The 17,544-nt window shown below is 72.8% G+C and carries 17 protein-coding genes, 2 pseudogenes and 1 riboswitch; of the genes and pseudogenes, 7 read left to right on the forward strand and 12 right to left on the reverse strand.

Annotated features, from left to right (window positions below; translation table 11 throughout):
- Positions 1–58: 58 nt before the first annotated feature.
- From thiE to AOK11_RS13390, 4 genes are all read right to left on the reverse strand, one after another.
- Complete coding sequence (gene thiE, locus AOK11_RS13375) at positions 59–739, reverse strand: thiamine phosphate synthase (RefSeq protein ID WP_055593915.1); 681 nt, start codon at positions 737–739, stop codon at positions 59–61.
- 310 nt (positions 740–1,049) lie between these two features.
- On the reverse strand, positions 1,050–1,415 hold the full coding sequence (locus AOK11_RS13380; RefSeq protein ID WP_055593916.1) for an Rv2175c family DNA-binding protein: 366 nt from the start codon (positions 1,413–1,415) through the stop codon (positions 1,050–1,052).
- A 156-nt stretch (positions 1,416–1,571) separates the two neighbouring features.
- A complete protein-coding gene (locus AOK11_RS13385) occupies positions 1,572–2,813 on the reverse strand; it encodes an NAD(P)/FAD-dependent oxidoreductase (RefSeq protein ID WP_206188834.1) in 1,242 nt (413 codons plus the stop codon).
- Positions 2,810–3,196: an avidin-fold protein gene (locus AOK11_RS13390; protein ID WP_055593918.1), complete on the reverse strand. Its 387-nt coding sequence runs from the start codon at positions 3,194–3,196 to the stop codon at positions 2,810–2,812. Before AOK11_RS13390 ends, AOK11_RS13385 begins: the two co-directional genes overlap by 4 nt.
- Before the next feature lie 60 nt (positions 3,197–3,256).
- Positions 3,257–3,368: riboswitch (TPP riboswitch) on the forward strand.
- Between AOK11_RS13390 and thiO the strand changes: the two genes are divergently transcribed.
- The 5 genes from thiO (at position 3,366) to AOK11_RS13415 (ending at position 8,856) form a co-directional block, all read left to right on the forward strand.
- Entirely contained in the window at positions 3,366–4,562 is a 1,197-nt protein-coding gene (gene thiO, locus AOK11_RS13395; protein WP_055593919.1) for a glycine oxidase ThiO, read from the forward strand. It overlaps the preceding riboswitch by 3 nt.
- Positions 4,559–4,795, forward strand: coding sequence for a sulfur carrier protein ThiS (gene thiS / locus AOK11_RS13400; protein WP_055593920.1), 237 nt, complete (start codon positions 4,559–4,561; stop codon positions 4,793–4,795). Before thiO ends, thiS begins: the two co-directional genes overlap by 4 nt.
- 2 nt (positions 4,796–4,797) lie before the next feature.
- Positions 4,798–5,592 carry a thiazole synthase gene (locus AOK11_RS13405; RefSeq protein WP_055593921.1) on the forward strand — a complete coding sequence of 265 codons (795 nt, stop codon included), beginning with the start codon at positions 4,798–4,800 and terminating at the stop codon, positions 5,590–5,592.
- Positions 5,593–5,894: 302 nt separating this feature from the next.
- Positions 5,895–7,892, forward strand: a complete 1,998-nt coding sequence (pknB, locus tag AOK11_RS13410; RefSeq protein ID WP_055593922.1) for a Stk1 family PASTA domain-containing Ser/Thr kinase — start codon at positions 5,895–5,897, stop codon at positions 7,890–7,892.
- 82 nt (positions 7,893–7,974) lie between these two features.
- On the forward strand, positions 7,975–8,856 hold the full coding sequence (locus tag AOK11_RS13415) for a deoxyribonuclease IV (RefSeq protein ID WP_055593923.1): 882 nt from the start codon (positions 7,975–7,977) through the stop codon (positions 8,854–8,856).
- A gap of 37 nt (positions 8,857–8,893) precedes the next feature.
- On the opposite strand, the gene AOK11_RS13420 is transcribed toward AOK11_RS13415, so the two are convergent.
- The gene (locus AOK11_RS13420) at positions 8,894–9,541 is read right to left on the reverse strand and encodes a sulfite oxidase-like oxidoreductase (protein WP_055593924.1); all 648 of its coding nucleotides are present in this window, start codon (positions 9,539–9,541) and stop codon (positions 8,894–8,896) included.
- A 184-nt stretch (positions 9,542–9,725) separates the two neighbouring features.
- Here AOK11_RS13420 and bfr point away from each other — a divergent pair, with 184 nt between their 5' ends.
- Positions 9,726–10,244 carry a bacterioferritin gene (gene bfr, locus AOK11_RS13425; protein WP_055593925.1) on the forward strand — a complete coding sequence of 173 codons (519 nt, stop codon included), beginning with the start codon at positions 9,726–9,728 and terminating at the stop codon, positions 10,242–10,244.
- Between the two features lie 11 nt (positions 10,245–10,255).
- Here bfr and AOK11_RS13430 read toward each other — a convergent pair whose 3' ends face one another.
- The 3 genes and pseudogenes from AOK11_RS13430 to AOK11_RS13435 all read right to left on the reverse strand — a co-directional run bounded on the left by AOK11_RS13430 (position 10,256) and on the right by AOK11_RS13435 (position 12,437).
- Positions 10,256–10,492 (reverse strand): (2Fe-2S)-binding protein, encoded by a 237-nt coding sequence (locus AOK11_RS13430; protein ID WP_055593926.1) that lies wholly within the window; start codon positions 10,490–10,492, stop codon positions 10,256–10,258.
- 131 nt (positions 10,493–10,623) lie between these two features.
- Positions 10,624–11,044: pseudogene (locus AOK11_RS44840) on the reverse strand (IS200/IS605 family accessory protein TnpB-related protein); the annotation flags it as partial.
- Positions 11,045–11,084: 40 nt separating this feature from the next.
- Positions 11,085–12,437, reverse strand: a complete 1,353-nt coding sequence (locus AOK11_RS13435; protein ID WP_055593927.1) for a class II 3-deoxy-7-phosphoheptulonate synthase — start codon at positions 12,435–12,437, stop codon at positions 11,085–11,087.
- A gap of 355 nt (positions 12,438–12,792) precedes the next feature.
- Between AOK11_RS13435 and AOK11_RS13440 the strand changes: the two genes are divergently transcribed.
- The gene (locus AOK11_RS13440; protein WP_055593928.1) at positions 12,793–14,721 is read left to right on the forward strand and encodes an anthranilate synthase family protein; all 1,929 of its coding nucleotides are present in this window, start codon (positions 12,793–12,795) and stop codon (positions 14,719–14,721) included.
- On the opposite strand, the gene AOK11_RS13445 is transcribed toward AOK11_RS13440, so the two are convergent.
- The 4 genes and pseudogenes from AOK11_RS13445 to AOK11_RS44850 all read right to left on the reverse strand — a co-directional run.
- Entirely contained in the window at positions 14,673–15,668 is a 996-nt protein-coding gene (locus AOK11_RS13445; RefSeq protein WP_055593929.1) for a 2-hydroxyacid dehydrogenase, read from the reverse strand. The genes AOK11_RS13440 and AOK11_RS13445 overlap by 49 nt on opposite strands.
- A 203-nt stretch (positions 15,669–15,871) precedes the next feature.
- Positions 15,872–16,600 (reverse strand): response regulator, encoded by a 729-nt coding sequence (locus AOK11_RS13450; protein ID WP_079034819.1) that lies wholly within the window; start codon positions 16,598–16,600, stop codon positions 15,872–15,874.
- Positions 16,597–16,973: ATP-binding protein (locus AOK11_RS44845; protein WP_240497330.1), on the reverse strand; the 377-nt coding region annotated here is incomplete at its 5' end. The genes AOK11_RS13450 and AOK11_RS44845, both read right to left, overlap by 4 nt.
- A gap of 2 nt (positions 16,974–16,975) precedes the next feature.
- Positions 16,976–17,531, reverse strand: a pseudogene (locus AOK11_RS44850) (DUF5931 domain-containing protein); the annotation flags it as partial.
- Positions 17,532–17,544: the final 13 nt, after the last annotated feature.

The following is a 17,544-nucleotide window of genomic DNA, read 5'->3' on the forward strand; positions in this document are numbered from 1 at the left end:
GCAGGTGGTCGGCGGCGGGCGCGGTGCCGGCGGCGGACGGCGGGCGCCGGCCGCGGTGTCAGGGGCGGCTGCCCGGTGCCGCCTGCCGCAGCCGCCTCGCGAACTCGGCCGCCGCCGCGCCCGGGTCGTCCGCCTCGGTGATGGCCCGGACGACCACGACCCGGCGGGCGCCGGCCTCCAGGACCTCGTCGAGGTTGCCGAGGTCGATGCCGCCGATGGCGAACCAGGGGCGGTCGGTGCCGAGGCCGGCGGCGTACCGGACCAGGCCGAGGCCGGGGGCCTGGCGGCCGGGCTTGGTGGGGGTGGGCCAGCAGGGACCGGTGCAGAAGTAGTCCACGCCGTCCTGCGCGGCGGCCGCGGCGGCCTCGGACTCGGCGTGCGTGGAGCGGCCGATCAGGATGTCCTCGCCGAGGAGGGCTCGGGCCGCGGGGACGGGGAGGTCGCCCTGTCCGAGGTGCAGTACGTCGGCGCCGGCGGCGTGGGCGACGTCCGCGCGGTCGTTCGCCGCGAGCAGCTTGCCGTGCCGGGCGCAGGCGTCCGCGAGGACCTCCAGGTGCTCCAGCTCCTCGGCTGCCTCCATGCCCTTGTCCCTGAGCTGGACGATGTCGACGCCGCCGGCCAGGACCGCGTCCAGGAACTCCGCGAGGTCGCCCTGCCGCTTGCGGGCGTCGGTGCAGAGGTAGACCAGGGAGTCGGCGAGGCGGGCGCGCGGGGCGGTGCCTGCGGCGGTGTCGGGCATGCGGGAATCCCCCTGTGTCGGTGGCGGCCGGGCCGGCGCGGGCCCGGTGGGTCGTCGGCTGATGCCCCACGGCCCGCCGGGGCCGGCGGAGCGCACGCCGCAACGGACCCTATGCCGCCGCCCCCGCGACCGGGAGACCGGCCGCGGGGGCCGGCGGCCGCCCGGGGCCGCGGGGCTCTCCCGACGCCCTGCGGCAGCGGCGCCGGGAGGCGGTCTCATGGCCGGGTACCCGCACGAGTGCGAGGGCGGGCCCGGCACACGAGGAGGTGCGTACCGGTGCTTGCGCGGGTCCCGGCGTTCCGGCCCGGGGTCAGACGGCGAGCGCCTGGGCGCGGCGCTTCACCTCCGTGCCGCGGTTCTCGCTCAGTGCCTGCGCGGGCGTGCCCGGCAGGCTCTCGTCGGGGGTGAAGAGCCATTCCAGCATCTCTTCGTCCGTGAAGCCGTCGTCCCGCAGGAGCGTCAGGGTCCCGGAGAGGCCCTTGACGACCTTGTCCTCGTCGATGAAGGCGGCGGGGACCTGCAGTGCGCGGTTCTCACCTCGGCGTACGGCGATGAGCTGGCCGTCCTTGACCAGCTGCCGGACGCGCGTCACCTCGACGCCGAGCATCTCGGCGATGTCGGGAAGGGTGAGCCAGGCGGGGACGAGAGCATCGATCTTTGCGTCAATCTCGGTCACGGGACAAGCCTGCCATCTGGCACCGACAGCCGGAAGCCGGACCCCTCCACCTGGGCGGATGTTCAACCCGGACGACTGGATGCCCGGCCTGTCTGCCGGGCGCCGGCAGGCCGGAGTCCCCCGGCCTGGGAGACCGGGGCCCGGGAGACCGGGTGCTCACGCCTCCGCCGACTTCAGCGGTCGCGCCGGGTCGGCCAGCAGCGCCTCGTCCATCACCGTGCCCGCCTCGATCAGCCGGCGCCCCTGGGCCAGGTCGCGGGGGCGGCCCACCGCCAGCAGCGCGACCAGCCGGGACGCACGGAGCCAGCAGACCGTCCACGCCGGGCCGTCGGCCTCCCCGCGCCACACCGTCCGGTCGGCGTCCGCGTGGTGCCCGGCGTACTGGACGAAGCGTCCGAACTGCTCGGACCAGAAGTACGGCACCGGGTCGTACACCGCAGGGGGCGCGCCGGTGGCCGCCCCGATGATGTTCGCCGCGACCGTGCGCGGGCCCTGGAGGGCGTTGTCCCAGTGGTGCACCAGCAGGCGTTCGCCGTACCGCCCCGAGGGGAAGGACGCGCAGTCGCCCACCGCGTACACGTCCGGCACGGAGGTCGTCAGGCGGGCGTCGGCGACCACCTCGCCGTGCTCGCCGAGCTCGATCCCCGAGCCAGCCAGCCAGGCGGTGGCGGGGCGGGCGCCGATACCGACGACGACGGCGCCCGCGGGCAGCCGCGAGCCGTCGTCGAGCACCACCGCGCCGGGCTCGACGCGCTCCACGCGCGCGTGCGTCCGCAGCACCACTCCCGCGTCGTCGTACCAGGCGGTCATCGGGGCGGTCGCCTCGGCGGGCAGCGCCTCGGCCAGCGGCCGGCCGGCGGCCTCCACGACGGTGACCGCGCAGCCCGCCTCGCGCGCCGCCGTGGCGAACTCCGCGCCGATCCACCCGGCACCGACGACCACGACGTCCTGCCGGCGCGCGAGCACCGGCCGCAGCCGTTCGACGTCGTCCAGGGTGCGCAGCAGATGGACGCCCGGAACTCCCTCCGCGCCCGGCAGCCGGACCGGTTCGGCGCCGGTGGCGACGACCAGGACGTCGTAGGGGACCGGCCCGGCCTCCGTGTCCAGCTCGTGGTCGGCGGGGCGCAGTCCGAACACCTCGCAGCCGAGCCGCAGTTCGATGCCGAGCGCCTCGAAGTCGACGTCGAAGGCGGAACTCTCCGCCGTGCCGAGCAGCACCGCCTTGGACAGGGGTGGCCGGTCGTACGGCTGGTGGGGTTCGGCGCCGATCAGTGTCACGGTGCCGGTGAAGCCCTGCTCCCGGAGGGCGACGGCGGTCTGCACGCCGGCCATCCCGGCCCCCGTCACCACCACGCGCCGCGGCCCGGACGGTCCCCGTTCCTGCGTCTGCTCGCTCACCTGATCACCATAGACACCTGCCCGGCGGCCGGTCGGTCCTCGGGAGCCGTGAGCTGTTCCACCACGCTGGTGCCGCTGCCCGGCTGCGACTCCCACTCCCAGGTCTCCTCCAGCCGCACCCGCCCGTCGGGCAGTTCCACGACCGTGGACTCGCAGTGTCCGCAGGAGGTGGTGCCGTCGTGCTTGAGCTGCACGTACCGGAAGTCCAGCCGGTCCCCCTCCCGGGTGCCCACCAGGTGGCCGCGGACGATGTCACCGCCCGCGTACTCGGCCCAGATCCGGCCGCCTTGCTCGTGGTAGACGAACCGGGTGCGGGTGCCGACCTGGCCCGGCGCCTGGTCGGCGACCGGGGAGAGAACCAGGCCGTCGAGCGAACCAGCCATGCGAGAGCTCCCTGTACGTTCGTTGTTCCGGCATTGTTCCGGGGCTAGGCTTGGCCACGGTAAAGCACTCGCGGGAGTCCGGACGCACCGGGCTGAGAGGGAGGCTGGCGGCCTCCGACCGTATGAACCTGATCCGGGTCATGCCGGCGAAGGGAGGGGCTGGACGCCCATGTCGCCCACACGCACCTCAGGCACCCCGCACGCTCCGGGACGCTCTCCGGACGTCCTCGTCGTCGGGGGCGGGATCATCGGCCTGGTCACGGCCTGGCGGGCCGCGCAGCGCGGACTGGCCACGACCGTGCTGGACCCCGAGCCGGGCTCCGGCGCCGCCCAGGTGGCCGCAGGGATGCTGGCCGCCGTCACGGAACTGCACTACGGCGAGCAGACCCTGCTCGGTCTGAACCTCGCCTCCGCGCGCCGCTACCCCGACTTCGCGGCCGAGCTCACCGAGGCCACCGGCCATGACCTCGGCTACCGCCGCTGCGGCACGCTCGCGGTCGCGCTGGACGCCGACGACCGCGCCCATCTGCGCGAACTGCACGTCCTGCAGCAGCAGTCGGGGCTCGACGCGCAGTGGCTGTCCGGGCGGGAGTGCCGACGTCTGGAGCCGATGCTCGCACCGGGTGTGCGCGGCGGGCTGCGGGTGGACGGCGACCACCAGATCGACCCCCGGCGTCTGGCGGCCGCGCTGGTGACCGCCTGCGAGCGGGCGGGAGTGGTACTGCGCCGGGCGTGGGCCGAGCGGCTCACCGTCGCCGGGGAGCGGGCCACGGGCGTGGTCACCGCCGACGGCACCGCGCTGGGCGCCGGGCAGGTGGTGCTCGCCGGGGGCAGCCTCAGCGGGCGGCTCGCGGGGATCCCGGCGGAGGTGCTGCCTCCGGTACGTCCTGTGAAGGGGCAGGTGGTCCGGCTCGCGATGCCGGACCGGTTCGGTCCGTTCCTGAGCCGGACGGTACGCGCGGTGGTGCGCGGCAGCCATGTGTATCTGGTGCCGCGCGAGAACGGGGAGCTGGTGATCGGGGCGACCAGCGAGGAACAGGGCTGGGACACGACCGTCACCGCGGGCGGGGTGTACGAACTGCTGCGCGACGCCCACGAACTCGTCCCCGGGATCACCGAACTGCCGCTCACCGAGACCCGGGCCGGGCTGCGCCCCGGCTCCCCCGACAACGCGCCGCTGCTCGGCCCGTCCGCGCTGGCGGGGCTGGTCCTCGCGACCGGGCACCACCGCAACGGCGTGCTGCTCACGCCGGTCACCGGCGACGTCCTGGCCGAGGTCCTGACCACCGGTGAACTCCCGGCCGAGGCCCGTCCCTTCACACCCCGGCGGTTCACCGCCGCCGCACTCACGGAGCAGTCCGCATGAACGATCCGGCGAATGCCACGACCGGCCCCACCGTCACCGTCTCCGTCAACGGGGAGCCGCGCGAGGTGGCTTCCGGTACGGCGCTCGACGCGCTGGTCGCCGGCCTGTCCTCGGCTCCCTCCGGGGTGGCCGCCGCCCTCAACGAAACCGTCGTCCCGCGCGCTCAGTGGCCGCTCACGTCCCTCTCCGAGGGGGACCGGGTGGAAGTCCTGACCGCCGTCCAAGGAGGCTGACCATGGCCGACGATCCGTTCGTTCTCGGCGGTACGTCCTTCACGTCCCGGCTGATCATGGGAACCGGCGGGGCGCCCAGCCTCGACGTGCTGGAGCGGGCGCTGGTGGCGTCCGGTACGAAGCTGACGACCGTCGCGATGCGGCGGGTGAACCCCTCGGTGCACGGCTCGGTCCTGTCGGTGCTGGAGAAGCTGGGCATCCGGGTGCTGCCGAACACGGCGGGCTGCTACACCGCCGGCGAGGCGGTGCTCACCGCGCGTCTCGCGCGGGAGGCGCTCGGCACCGATCTGGTCAAGCTGGAGGTCATCGCCGACGAGCGCACCCTGCTGCCGGACCCGATCGAGCTGCTGGAGGCGGCCCAGACGCTGGTCGACGACGGGTTCACGGTGCTGCCGTACACCAATGACGACCCGGTGCTGGCGCGGAAACTGGAGGACGCCGGCTGTGCGGCGATCATGCCGCTCGGGTCACCGATCGGGTCGGGGCTCGGCATCCGCAACCCGCACAACTTCGAGCTGATCACGCAGCACGCGCGCGTGCCGGTGATTCTGGACGCGGGCGCCGGTACGGCGTCGGACGCGGCGCTGGCGATGGAACTGGGGTGCGCGGGGGTGATGCTCGCCTCGGCGGTGACGCGGGCGCGGGAGCCGGTGCTGATGGCTGCCGCCATGCGCGGTGCGGTCGAGGCGGGGCGGCTGGCCAGGCGGGCGGGGCGGATTCCGCGGCGGCACTTCGCCGAGGCGTCGTCTCCCGCGGAGGGCCTCGCCGCGTTGGATCCGGAGCGGCCCGCCTTCTGAGGGGCTGCCGTCGCCGGGGCGTCCTCCCGCCCGCGCGCCGTCCGTTTCCACTCGGCCGAGAGGCTGAGGCTCCTCTCCTCGTGGGGGCGCACCGCCGCCGGTGGCGGCTGCCTCGTCCCGGCCCGGACCGCGTCCCACCACCTCCCGGAGCCGGAACGCGTGCGCGCCGGAGCATGACCGCGGTCCGGGACCGCACCCGTCCCGGGCCGCGTGCGTGGGTTGCGTCACAGGTCGGCTGCAGTCGCGGACCGATCCGCGACGAAGCGGTCGGGGGTGTCGGCGGCTGCTCGTAGACTCCCTGCGTGGACACGACCCTTCAGGACCCTCTGGTCGGGCAGATGCTCGACGGTCGGTATCGCGTCGAGGCGCGTATCGCGGTCGGCGGGATGGCCACGGTCTACCGGGCCGTGGACACCCGCCTCGACCGCGTGCTCGCGCTCAAGGTGATGCACCCGGCGCTCGCCGCCGACGGTTCCTTCGTCGACCGGTTCATCCGCGAGGCGAAGTCGGTGGCCCGTCTGGACCATCCGAACGTGGTGCAGGTCTTCGACCAGGGCACCGACCGGGCGTACGTGTACCTGGCGATGGAGTACGTCGCCGGCTGCACCCTGCGGGACGTGCTGCGCGAGCGCGGGGCGCTGCAGCCACGCGCCGCGCTGGACATCCTGGAGCCGATGCTGGCCGCGCTCGGTGCCGCGCACCGGGCCGGTTTCGTGCACCGGGACATGAAGCCGGAGAACGTCCTGATAGGGGACGACGGCCGGGTCAAGGTCGCCGACTTCGGCCTGGTCCGGGGCGTGGGCACGGTGACGAACACCACCGGGTCCGTGCTGGGCACGGTCTCCTACCTGGCACCGGAGCAGATCGAGAGCGGCACCGCCGACCCCCGTGTGGACGTCTACGCGTGCGGCATCCTGCTCTACGAGATGCTGACCGGTGAGCGGCCGCACGAGGGCGACTCCCCCGCGATCGTGCTCTACAAGCATCTGCACGACGACGTGCCGCCGCCGTCGGGCGTCGTCCCCGGTATGGCGTACGGGCTGGACGAGCTGGTCGCGTCGGCGACCGCGCGCAACCCGGAGGTCCGTCCGTACGACGCGGTGGCGCTGCTCGCACAGGTCCGCGAGGTCCGCGGCGGCCTCGACGCGGCGCAGCTGGACGCGATGCCGCCCCAGGCGCTGTCGTCGGAGCACCACAACGCGGACGACCGTACGAGCGTCATCCCGCGCGCGCTGACCTCCCCCACGCTCGGCTTCGCTCGCGCGGGGGGACCCCCGTCCCGCCCGCTGCCCGTCGACGAGGACGACGGGCAGCGGGGGCACGGCGGCGGCGCGGACTCCTACCACCGCACCAGCCGGCTCCGGACTCCGGCGCCGCTGCCGCCCCGGCGCGGCCCGGGGCTGCGCGCTCCGGCGCTGCTGCGCGGCCCGATGACGATCGTCGTCCTGGTGCTGCTGGTCCTCGGGGCCGGAGCGGGCGCCTGGTACATCAACTCGGGCCAGTTCACCAAGGTCCCGCCGCTGCTGGCGAAGACCGAGAAGGAGGCCCGGGACCGGCTGGCGGAGGCCGGGCTGGGCGTCGGCCGGGTCGAGGAGGCGTACAGCGACTCCGTGAAGCGGGGCTCGGTGATCCGTACGGACCCGGCGGCGGGCGCCCGTATCCGCGGCACCGACTCGGTCTCGCTGACCCTCTCCAAGGGGCCGGAGACCGTGAAGGTGCCCGATGTGGACGGCGTCGCGCTGGACAAGGCGCGGGCCGCGCTGAAGAAGGCGGGCCTGGAGCCGGGCATGGTCACCCGGGAGTTCAGCGGGGACGTGGCCAAGGGCTCCGTGATCTCCACCGGGCCGGCGGGGGGCACCGAGGTCCGTGCGGGCTCGGCGGTGGCACTCACCGTGAGCAAGGGCAACCCGGTGGACGTCCCCGACGTGACCGGTGAGGACCTGGCGGACGCGCGCGCCGAACTGGAGGAGGTCGGCCTCGAGGTGGAGGTCGCCACCGAGCGGGTCACCTCCGAGCACGACGCGGGCCGGGTGGCCCGGCAGAGCCCGGGGGCGGACGATGAGGCCGTCGAGGGGGACACCGTGACGCTGACGCTGTCCAAGGGCCCCGAGATGATCGAGGTTCCCGACGTGGTCGGCGACAGCGTGGACGAGGCCACGGGGACGCTGGAGGCGGCCGGGTTCCGGGTCGAGGAGGACCGCGGGCTGTTCGGCCTGTTCGGCGACACCGTCAAGGGTCAGTCCGTGGCGGGCGGGGACACCGCGCCCAAGGGCTCGACGATCACCCTCAAGATCCGCTGATCCCCCGGGCGGCCGGCCCGGTGAGCTGTCGTTCCGCTGATCCGGCGGCGGTCGCCGGGCGGCGGCATGACACCCTGGAAGGGTGAAGAGTCACCTGTCCGGCCCTGCCCGCAACCCGGTCGGCGGCCATGTCCCCGTGGCCGGCGGTCTGCATTCCGTCGGTCTGTCCTATGCCCGTGAGCTGCGCGCGGAGGCCGTTCAGGTCTTCGTCGCCAACCCGCGCGGCTGGGCGACGCCGGCCGGCAACCCGAAGCAGGACGAGGCCTTCCGCGAGGCGTGCGCGGCCGAGTCGATCCCGGCGTACGTGCATGCCCCCTACCTGATCAACTTCGGGTCCCACACCCGGGCGACCGCCGAGCGGTCCGCCGAGTCGCTGCGGCACTCGCTGCGGCGCGGGCGCGAGATCGGGGCGCTGGGCGTGGTGGTCCACACCGGCAGCGCGACGGGCGGACGGGAGCGGTCGGTGGCGCTGGCGCAGGTACGGGAGTACCTGCTGCCGCTGCTCGACGAGCTCACCCATGACGACGACCCGTTCCTGCTCCTCGAGTCGACGGCCGGCCAGGGCTCCTCCCTCTGCTCGCGGACCTGGGACTTCGGGCCGTACTTCGAGGCGCTGGACGCCCACCCGAAACTGGGCGTCTGCCTGGACACCTGCCATGTCTTCGCGGCCGGCCACGACCTGACCGGGCCGAGCGGGATGCACCGGACACTGGATCTGCTGGTGGAGACGGTCGGCGAGGGACGGCTGAAACTGATCCACGCCAATGACTCCATGGATGTGGTCGGCGCCCACAAGGACCGGCACGCGAACATCGGCGACGGCCATATCGGCGAGGGCCCGTTCCGCGCGTTGATGACGCACCCCGCGACCGAGGGCGTGCCGCTGATCATCGAGACGCCCGGCGGCAAGGAGGGCCACGCGGCGGACGTGGAGCGGCTGAAGAAGCTCCGGGAATCGTCGTAGTCCCCCGCGGTCCCCGGGGGAGGCGCGCCGGACCGGCTCAGAGCTCGGGTCCCTCCCCGGGCTCCTCCTGGTACGAGTAGCGCTGTTCCTTCCAGGGATCGCCGACGTTGTGGTAGCCGCGCTCCTCCCAGAAACCGCGGCGGTCGGTGGTCATGTACTCCACTCCGCGGACCCATTTGGGTCCCTTCCAGGCGTACAGATGGGGGACGATCAGCCGGAGCGGAAATCCGTGCTCGGCGGTCAGCAGTTCGCCGTCCTTGTGGGTGGCGAAAAGGCTCTGCTCGGACGAGAAGTCCGCCAGACGCAGGTTGGAGCTGAATCCGTACTCGGCCCAGACCATCACATGGGTGACCTCGGGCGCGGGCGGGGCGAGCTCCAGGAGGGTGCGGGCCGGAATGCCGCCCCATTCGGCGCCGAGCATGCTGAACTTGGTGACGCAGTGCAGGTCGGCCACGACGCTGCGGTACGGCAGGGCCGTGAACTCCTCGTGGTTCCAGCAGTGCTTGTCGCCGTCGGCGGTGGCGCCGAACACCCTGAACTCCCAGCGCTCGGGCCGAAACCTGGGCACCGGCCCGTAGTGCGTGACCGGCCAGCCCTTCTGCAGCCGCTGCCCCGGCGGGAGCTCGAACCGTGCCCCTTCCCTCGCTGTGCGCTCCCCCGATTCGCGTTCCGCCGGCTGACCCATGCTTCCATCCTGACAGACCCGGCTTAACGCACCGGACCGGGGCCCCACGAAACCGGGCAATGCATCTCAAATATCCGTAAGTACACCCTTACTTACTAAGTCCATGCTTACTGGACGATCTTCTCCACCAGTGGAATCATGCGGCGCACCTGGCCCGTTCATCCGCACGGAAGGAGCCTCTGCGATGCAGGGCGACCCCGAGGTCATCGAATTCCTCAACGAACAGCTGACCGCCGAGCTGACCGCGATCAACCAGTACTTCCTGCACTCGAAACTGCAGGACCACAAGGGCTGGACCAAACTCGCCGAGTACACGCGCGCCGAGTCCTTCGACGAGATGCGGCACGCGGAGGTCCTCACCGACCGCATCCTGCTGCTCGACGGCCTGCCCAACTACCAGCGGCTCTTCCACGTGCGGGTCGGACAGACGGTGACGGAGATGTTCCAGGCCGACCGGGAGGTCGAGGTCGAGGCCATCGACCGTCTGCGCCGGGGCGTGGAGGTCATGCGCGGCAAGAACGACATCACGTCCGCCAACATCTTCGAGGCGATCCTCGCCGACGAGGAGCATCACATCGACTACCTGGACACCCAGCTGGAACTCATCGAGAAGCTGGGCGAGGCGCTGTACCTGTCGACGGTGATCGAGCAGTCCCAGCCGGATCCCTCGGGCCCGGGGACGAGCGGGTTCTCGACCCACTAGCCCGGCAGGGCTCACGCGGCTTCGGGAAGCTCCGTCGCGAGGGGCGGCCGGCCCTGGTCGGCCAGCTGCCGGCGGGGGCAGGCGCCCCGGCCGAGCAGCGCCTGGATGCGTCGCACGCAGCCGCCGCAGTCGGTGCCGGCCTTGCAGGCGGAGGCGATCTGCCGGGGAGTGCAGGCCCCGGCGTCCGCGTGACTCCTCACCTGTTCCTCGGTCACTCCGAAGCAGCTGCAGACGAACACGCGGTTCACCTCCCGTCGTAGCGTGGGTCGTGCCGTCCCGACCCCTGATCGGTGAGGCAAACCTAACCTTACCCGTCGCCCGGAGGGGACAAAAGCGGGATGGGTGCGGATTCCGTGTGATCCGCACCCCACCGTTCCTGGTCAGTGAGCAGGAGTGAGCCTTGGGGCCCATTCCCGCTCGCTGCGGACATCCCGAACGGTGTTGGGTGTCCTGGTCGCCCGCTTTCGCTCCGTGTCCGGCTGCGCGGATCGTGTCCGTGGTCCGGGTACACGGGGGCGGGTTTCCTCACGCCCCGGGATGCCCGGTCGGGCCTGGACGGTCCGATGCCCCGCACGATCGCTCCGGTCGTGTGGGGGCGGTGCCGTCCGTCGCCGGATCGGGTGTCCCAGGGCGCGTCGTCCGATCGCCACGGCTGCCGCCTGGTGGCGAGTGGTCTTGCGCTTGCCGGTCGTGAGGGGCTTTTGCCAGTGCTGGGCGCCCCACCTGCTGGTGTAGGCGGGGTCGACGGCGATCACGCCGAGTCCGGCTTCGGCGCACATGGAGACAAGGCGTGCGGTGAGCGGCGGGTGACCGGTACCGGTCACCCGCCGCTGCCGGTGCCTACTGGTCCCGGTACATCTCGGCGACGAGGAACGCCAGGTCCAGCGACTGGCTGCGGTTGAGCCGCGGGTCGCAGGCGGTCTCGTAGCGCTGGTGCAGATCGTCGACGAAGATCTCGTCGCCGCCGCCCACGCACTCGGTGACGTCGTCGCCGGTGAGCTCCACGTGGATGCCGCCGGGGTGGGTGCCGAGCTCCTTGTGGACCTCGAAGAAGCCCTTCACCTCGTCGAGCACGTCGTCGAAGCGGCGGGTCTTGTGGCCGGAGGCCGCCTCGAAGGTGTTGCCGTGCATCGGGTCGGTCACCCAGGCGACGGTGGCGCCGGAGGCGGTGACCTTGTCGACCAGCTCGGGCAGCTTGTCGCGGATCTTGTCCGCGCCCATGCGGACGATGAAGGTCAGCCGGCCGGGCTCGCGGTCCGGGTCGAGACGCTCGATGTACCGCAGCGCCTCCTCGGCCGTCGTCGTCGGGCCGAGCTTGATGCCGATGGGGTTGCGGATCCGAGAGGCGAACTCGATGTGCGCGTGGTCCAGCTGCCGGGTGCGCTCGCCGATCCACACCATGTGCGCGGAGACGTCGTACAGCTGTCCGGTGCGCGAGTCGACGCGGGTCAGCGCCGACTCGTAGTCCAGCAGCAGCGCCTCGTGCGAGGAGAAGAACTCGACGGTCTTGAACTCCTCCGGCTCGGCCCCGCAGGCCTGCATGAAGTTCAGCGCCTGGTCGATCTCGCGGGCGAGCTGCTCGTAGCGCTGGCCGGACGGGGACGACTTCACGAAGTCCTGGTTCCAGGCGTGCACCTGGCGCAGGTCGGCGTAGCCGCCGGTGGTGAAGGCGCGCACCAGGTTCAGCGTGGAGGCGGAGGCGTTGTACATCCGCTTCAGCCGCTCGGGGTCCGGGACGCGGGCGGCCTCGGTGAAGTCGAAGCCGTTGACGGAGTCGCCCCGGTAGGTGGGCAGGGTCACGCCGTCGCGGGTCTCGGTCGACTTGGAGCGCGGCTTGGAGTACTGGCCGGCGATCCGGCCCACCTTCACCACGGGCACGGACGCGGCGTACGTCAGTACGGCGCCCATCTGGAGCAGTGTCTTGAGCTTGGCCCTGATGTGGTCGGCGGACACCGCGTCGAAGGACTCGGCGCAGTCGCCGCCCTGGAGGAGGAACGCCTCTCCCTTGGCGACGGCCGCCATCCGGGCGCGCAGCTGGTCGCACTCGCCCGCGAAGACGAGTGGCGGATACGACTCGAGGTCCGCGATCACTGCGCGCAGAGCCTCGGTGTCGGGGTACTCGGGCTGCTGCGCCGCGGGCAGGTCTCGCCAGGTGTTGCCAGCGCTCGGGCTGGTCTTAGCGTTCACGGTCACGTCTCAACATTACGGGGTGGGATGGTGCCTTCCGGGCGATGCCCAGCAAGTGAGACGGGAAACGCGCTCCGTGATCGGACGACGGACGCGCCGGAGCCGTGCGCGGGGCATGCGCTCGCGGGACATGCGCTAAGGTGCGTCCCGTGTCCGCGCTCTCGATCCGGAACGGTTCGGCTCAGAACCCTTCCGCCCCGAACTGGTGGTGGCCCGCTTCTCCGGCGGCCCACTGACCTTGTAGCGCGTACGCAAGACTTCGCGAAGGCCGCCCGAGGGGCGGCCTTCGGCGTTCGCGGACCGCGCGGCGCGTGCGGGTCGGCCCTCCCACACCGAGGGACCACGACCGATGAACCGACCGATGAACCGGCCGACGAGCCTGCTCGGCCTGCTGGACGATCCCCGCCCGTTCGCCCTGCTGCGCCGCCGCACGCCCGGCCACGACGACTCCGTGGTGGAGTTGCTGCTCGGCCCCGTCACCCCCCGTGAGCGCCTGGCCGACCTTCCCGACGAGGGGCTGGCGCTCATCCCCTTCCGGCAGATCCGGGAGCGCGGTTTCGACGTGCGCGACGACGGCACCCCGCTGCTGGTGCTGACCCCCGAGGAGCGCCACGAGATCCCGCTCGCCGAGGCCCTGGAGCAGTTGCCCTCGCACGACGTGCGGGTGGAAGGCGGGGGCTTCGACGTCGACGACGACGAGTACGCCGGGATCGTCGGGCGGGTGCTGCGCGAGGAGATCGGGCGCGGCGAGGGCGCCAACTTCGTCATCCGGCGGACGTACGAGGGGGAGATCCCCGGGTTCGGCCGGGCCGACGCGCTGGCGCTGTTCCGGCGGCTGCTGGCGGGCGAGCGGGGCGCTTACTGGACGTTCGTGGTGCACACCGGGCAGGAGGCGGGAGGGCGGACGCTGGTCGGGGCGAGCCCCGAGGTGCACGTGCGGGCGTCCGGCGGGACGGTCGTGATGAACCCGATCAGCGGCACCTACCGCTACCCGGCCGACGGGCCGACCCCCGAGCATCTGCTGGAGTTCCTCGCCGACGGCAAGGAGATCGAGGAACTGTCGATGGTCGTCGACGAGGAACTCAAGATGATGTGCACCGTCGGTGACATGGGCGGGGTCGTGGTCGGGCCCCGGCTGAAGGAGATGGCGCACCTCGCGCACACCGAGTACGAGCTGCGCGGCCGGTCCTCGCTGGATGTGCGGGAGGTGCTGAAGGAGACCTTGTTCGCCGCGACGGTCACGGGGTCGCCGGTGCAGAACGCCTGCCGGGTGATCGAGCGGCACGAGTCCGGCGGGCGCGGCTACTACGCGGGGGCGCTGGCGCTGCTCGGCCGGGCCGCGGGCGGCGGGCGGGAAGGGGACGCCGGGGTCCAGACCCTCGACTCCCCCATCCTCATCCGCACCGCCGACATCGACGCGGACGGGCGGCTGCGGGTGCCGGTCGGCGCCACCCTGGTGCGGGGCTCCGACCCGGCGGGCGAGGTCGCCGAGACCCACGCGAAGGCGGCTGGGGTGCTGGCCGCGCTGGGGGTGCGCCCCGGGCGGCCGCGCGAGGAGTCCGTACGGCCGCGGCTGGCGGACGACCCCCGGGTGCGGGCGGCGTTGGACGGGCGGCGGGCCTCGCTGGCCCCGTTCTGGCTGCGGATGCGCGAGGCGCCGGGTGCCCTCGACGGCCACGCCCTGGTGGTCGACGGGGAGGACACCTTCACCGCGATGCTGGCGCATGTGCTGCGCGCCGCCGGGCTCGGGGTGACCGTCCTGCGGTACGACGCGCCGGGACTGCGGGAGGTGGTGGCGGCGCACGAGGGTCCGCTGGTGCTCGGGCCCGGCCCCGGGGACCCGTCCGACACGGCCGACCCGAAGATGCGGTTCCTGCGCGGTCTGACGGCCGAGGCGATCGGGGCCGGCCGACGTCACGGCGTCCTCGGTGTCTGCCTCGGCCACGAGCTGATCGCGGCCGAGCTGGGTCTTCGGACCGTCCGCAAGGAGGTGCCGTACCAGGGGGCGCAGACGGAGATCGACCTGTTCGGGCGGCCGGAGACGGTCGGCTTCTACAACAGCTTCGTCGCGCGCTGCGACGACGAGGCGGCGGTGGAGCTGGCGGCGCACGGCATCGAGGTGAGCCGCACGGCGGGCGGCGAGGTGCACGCGCTGCGCGGGCCCGGCTTCGCGGGGCTGCAGTTCCACCCCGAGTCGGTGCTCACCCTGAACGGCGCGGCGATCGTCGCCGAGTTGATCGGTCAGCTGCGCGGGACCAGGACGTTCTCCGAGCGGCGGCCCTCGGTGTAGTCGAGGACGTTGGCCACCGTGGTGTCGATGATCTGGCCGACGGCGTCCGCGGTGTAGTACGCCTGGTGGGAGGTGACCAGCACGTTCGGGAAGGTGACGAGGCGGGCCAGGGTGTCGTCCTCGATGGCCTCCAGGGACTTGTCGAGGAAGAACAGGCCCGCCTCCGCCTCGTACACGTCCAGTCCGACGCCGGTGAAGCGGCCCGCGCGCAGTTCGGCGACGAGGGCCGCGGTGTCGACGAGTCCGCCGCGACTGGAGTTCACCAGGATCGCGTCGTCCCGCATCGTCCGCAGGGCGGCCCCGTCGATCAGGCGGAGGGTCTCCGGCAGCAGCGGGACGTGCAGGCTGACCAGGTCGGACTCGGCGAGCAGCTGTTCCTTGGGGACGTAGGTCATGCCGAGGTCCCGGCAGGCGGGGTTCTCGGCGACGTCCCAGCCGAGCAGCCGCATGCCGAAGCCGTGCGCGATCCGGGTGAACGCCTCGCCGATCTTGCCGGTGCCGATGACACCGGCGGTACGGCCGTGCATGTCGCGGCCCATCAGCCCGTCGAGGCGGAAGTCGAAGTCGCGGGTGCGGGTGGAGGCGCGGACGATACGGCGGTTGACGGCCATGGCGAGGGCCCAGGCGAACTCGGCGACCGAGTGGGGCGAGTAGGACGACACCCGGGCGACCGTCAGGCCGAGCCGCTCGGCCGTCTTCAGCTCGACGTTGTTGAAGCCGGTGGACCGCTGGGCGATCATCCGGGTGCCACCGGCCGCCAGGCTCTCCAGGACTCCGGCGCCGAGGTCGCAGTTGACGCTGGTGGAGATCACCTCGTGGCCCGCCGCGATGGGGGCGGTGTCCTCATTGAGGAAGACGTGCAGTCCGCGCACCTCGTGGTGCCCTTGGAAGGCCCGCTCGATCAAGGGCTTCTCGTCGGCCTGCACACCGAACGCGAGGATCTCCACAGGGTCCCTCCCAGGGCCGTGCCGGGAACTCTTCCGTACGCGACAGCTGCCGCGTGCGCGAATATACGGGGCCGGCCCGGGCGCGCCCGGGCCGGACGGGGCGGGAGCGGCGCTTTCCGGCCCCCGGGTCCCGGGTCCCGGGTTCGACCGGAAGGGCCGGCCCCTGGGAGAACCGGGCCGGCCTGCCGACCGGCCGACCGGTGCTATTCGTCGTCCAGGCCGCGTTCGATGGCGTAGCGGACGAGTTCCACGCGGTTGTGCAGTTGGAGCTTGCCGAGGGTGTTCTGTACGTGGTTCTGCACCGTGCGGTGGGAGATGACGAGCCGTTCGGCGATCTGCTTGTAGCTGAGGCCCTTGGCGACCAGGCGCAGCACCTCGGTCTCCCGGTCGGTCAGCCGGGGTGCCCTGGACGCGCCGCTGTCCGGGGCGGACGCCGGGTCGGAGGCCAGCCTGCGGTACTCGCCGAGGACCAGTCCGGCCAGGCCCGGCGTGAACACCGGGTCGCCCACGGCCGTGCGGCGCACCGCGTCCTGCAGGTCCTGGGTGGAGGCGGATTTCAGCAGATAGCCGGTGGCACCGGACTTCACCGCCTCCAGGACGTCGGCGTGCTCGCCGCTCGCCGAGAGCACCAGCACCCGCAGCGCCGGGTTCGCGGCGACGACCTCCTTGCAGACCTGGACACCCGGCTTGCCGGGCAGGTTCAGGTCGAGGACGAGGACGTCGGGGGCGACGGCCTTGGCGCGGCGCACGGCCTGGTCGCCGTCGCCCGCGGTGGCGACCACCTCGAAGCCGGACTCGGACAGGTCCCGGGCGACGGCGTCGCGCCACATGGGGTGGTCGTCGACCACCATCACCCTGACCGGGCCCTGTCTGCCCCCGCCCGGCCCTCCGCCCGGTGTTCCGCTCGTCTCTCCGGCTGTCGTGTCGGTCATCGCTGCTCCGCCTTCCCCCGTACGTCCTGTTCGTCGCTGTGGTGCTTGGGCGCCTTCAGCTCGACCTCCGTGCCCTGTCCGGGCACCGAGATCAGCTCCGCGCTGCCGCCGAGGTCGCGCAGGCGCCCCCGGATCGACAGGGCCACCCCGAGCCGCCCCTCGCCCTCGGCCTGGGCGAGCCGGCCCTCGGGGATGCCGGGCCCGTCGTCGCGGACGGTGACGATCACCTCGTCCGGTTCGTCCTCGACCAGGATCCAGGCGCGCGCGTCGGGCCCCGCGTGTTCGCGTACGTTGTCCAGGGCGGCCCCGACGGCGGCGGCGAGTTCCCGCGCGGCGGCCGGCGCGAGCGGCACCGGCGCCCCGGGGTCGGCGANNCCTCGATCTCCAGGGCGCGGGCGAGGGTGCGCTCGGAGGCGCGGGCGACCTCGACGACATAGCCGATGGCGATGGAGGCGACCCAGACGAGGATCACGTTGTGCACGGTGTCGCGGGCGGGGCCTCCGCGCTCGACCAGGTTGGCGACGGCGACCAGCGTGGAGGCGAGGGCGGCCCAGCGCCAGCCGCCCTTGATGGCGAAGGCGAGCACCGCGCCCGCGGTCCATATCGACGGCATGGTCGGACCGCCGGCCGCGATCCGCTCCGGGGCGTCGGCGACGGGGGTGAGCAGGATGCCGGTGAGCGCGACGGTCAGGTCGGCGGCGAGGAAGCGTTTGGTGCAGGCGGCGGCGTTCGCGACCCGGGGCAGGGTGGCCGGTGTCCATACGGCCAGCAGGGCGAAGTAGACGACGGCGAGCCAGGGACGCTCGAACTCCTCGTAGGCGGTGGCGAACAGGCCGACCGCGTACACCATGGTGAGGACCCGGTAACCGGCGAGCGCGCGCCACAGCGGCTGCTCGACCGACATCCTCATGACTTTCTCGCGCCTGGGCATGTCTCCCCCACCC

The organism is Streptomyces hirsutus (assembly GCF_001418415.1).
GTDB lineage: Bacteria > Actinomycetota > Actinomycetes > Streptomycetales > Streptomycetaceae > Streptomyces > Streptomyces hirsutus.

Excerpts from the sequence above, each read along its gene's own strand:
- thiE (WP_055593915.1), bottom strand. The coding sequence starts at position 739 with ATGCCCGACACCGCCGCAGGCACCGCCCCGCGCGCCCGCCTCGCCGAC.
- AOK11_RS13390 (WP_055593918.1), bottom strand. The coding sequence starts at position 3,196 with ATGGCTGGTTCGCTCGACGGCCTGGTTCTCTCCCCGGTCGCCGACCAG.
- thiO (WP_055593919.1), top strand. The coding sequence starts at position 3,366 with ATGTCGCCCACACGCACCTCAGGCACCCCGCACGCTCCGGGACGCTCT.
- thiS (WP_055593920.1), top strand. The coding sequence starts at position 4,559 with ATGAACGATCCGGCGAATGCCACGACCGGCCCCACCGTCACCGTCTCC.
- AOK11_RS13405 (WP_055593921.1), top strand. The coding sequence starts at position 4,798 with ATGGCCGACGATCCGTTCGTTCTCGGCGGTACGTCCTTCACGTCCCGG.
- AOK11_RS13420 (WP_055593924.1), bottom strand. The coding sequence starts at position 9,541 with ATGGGTCAGCCGGCGGAACGCGAATCGGGGGAGCGCACAGCGAGGGAA.
- bfr (WP_055593925.1), top strand. The coding sequence starts at position 9,726 with ATGCAGGGCGACCCCGAGGTCATCGAATTCCTCAACGAACAGCTGACC.
- AOK11_RS13440 (WP_055593928.1), top strand. The coding sequence starts at position 12,793 with ATGAACCGGCCGACGAGCCTGCTCGGCCTGCTGGACGATCCCCGCCCG.
- AOK11_RS13450 (WP_079034819.1), bottom strand. The coding sequence starts at position 16,600 with ATGACCGACACGACAGCCGGAGAGACGAGCGGAACACCGGGCGGAGGG.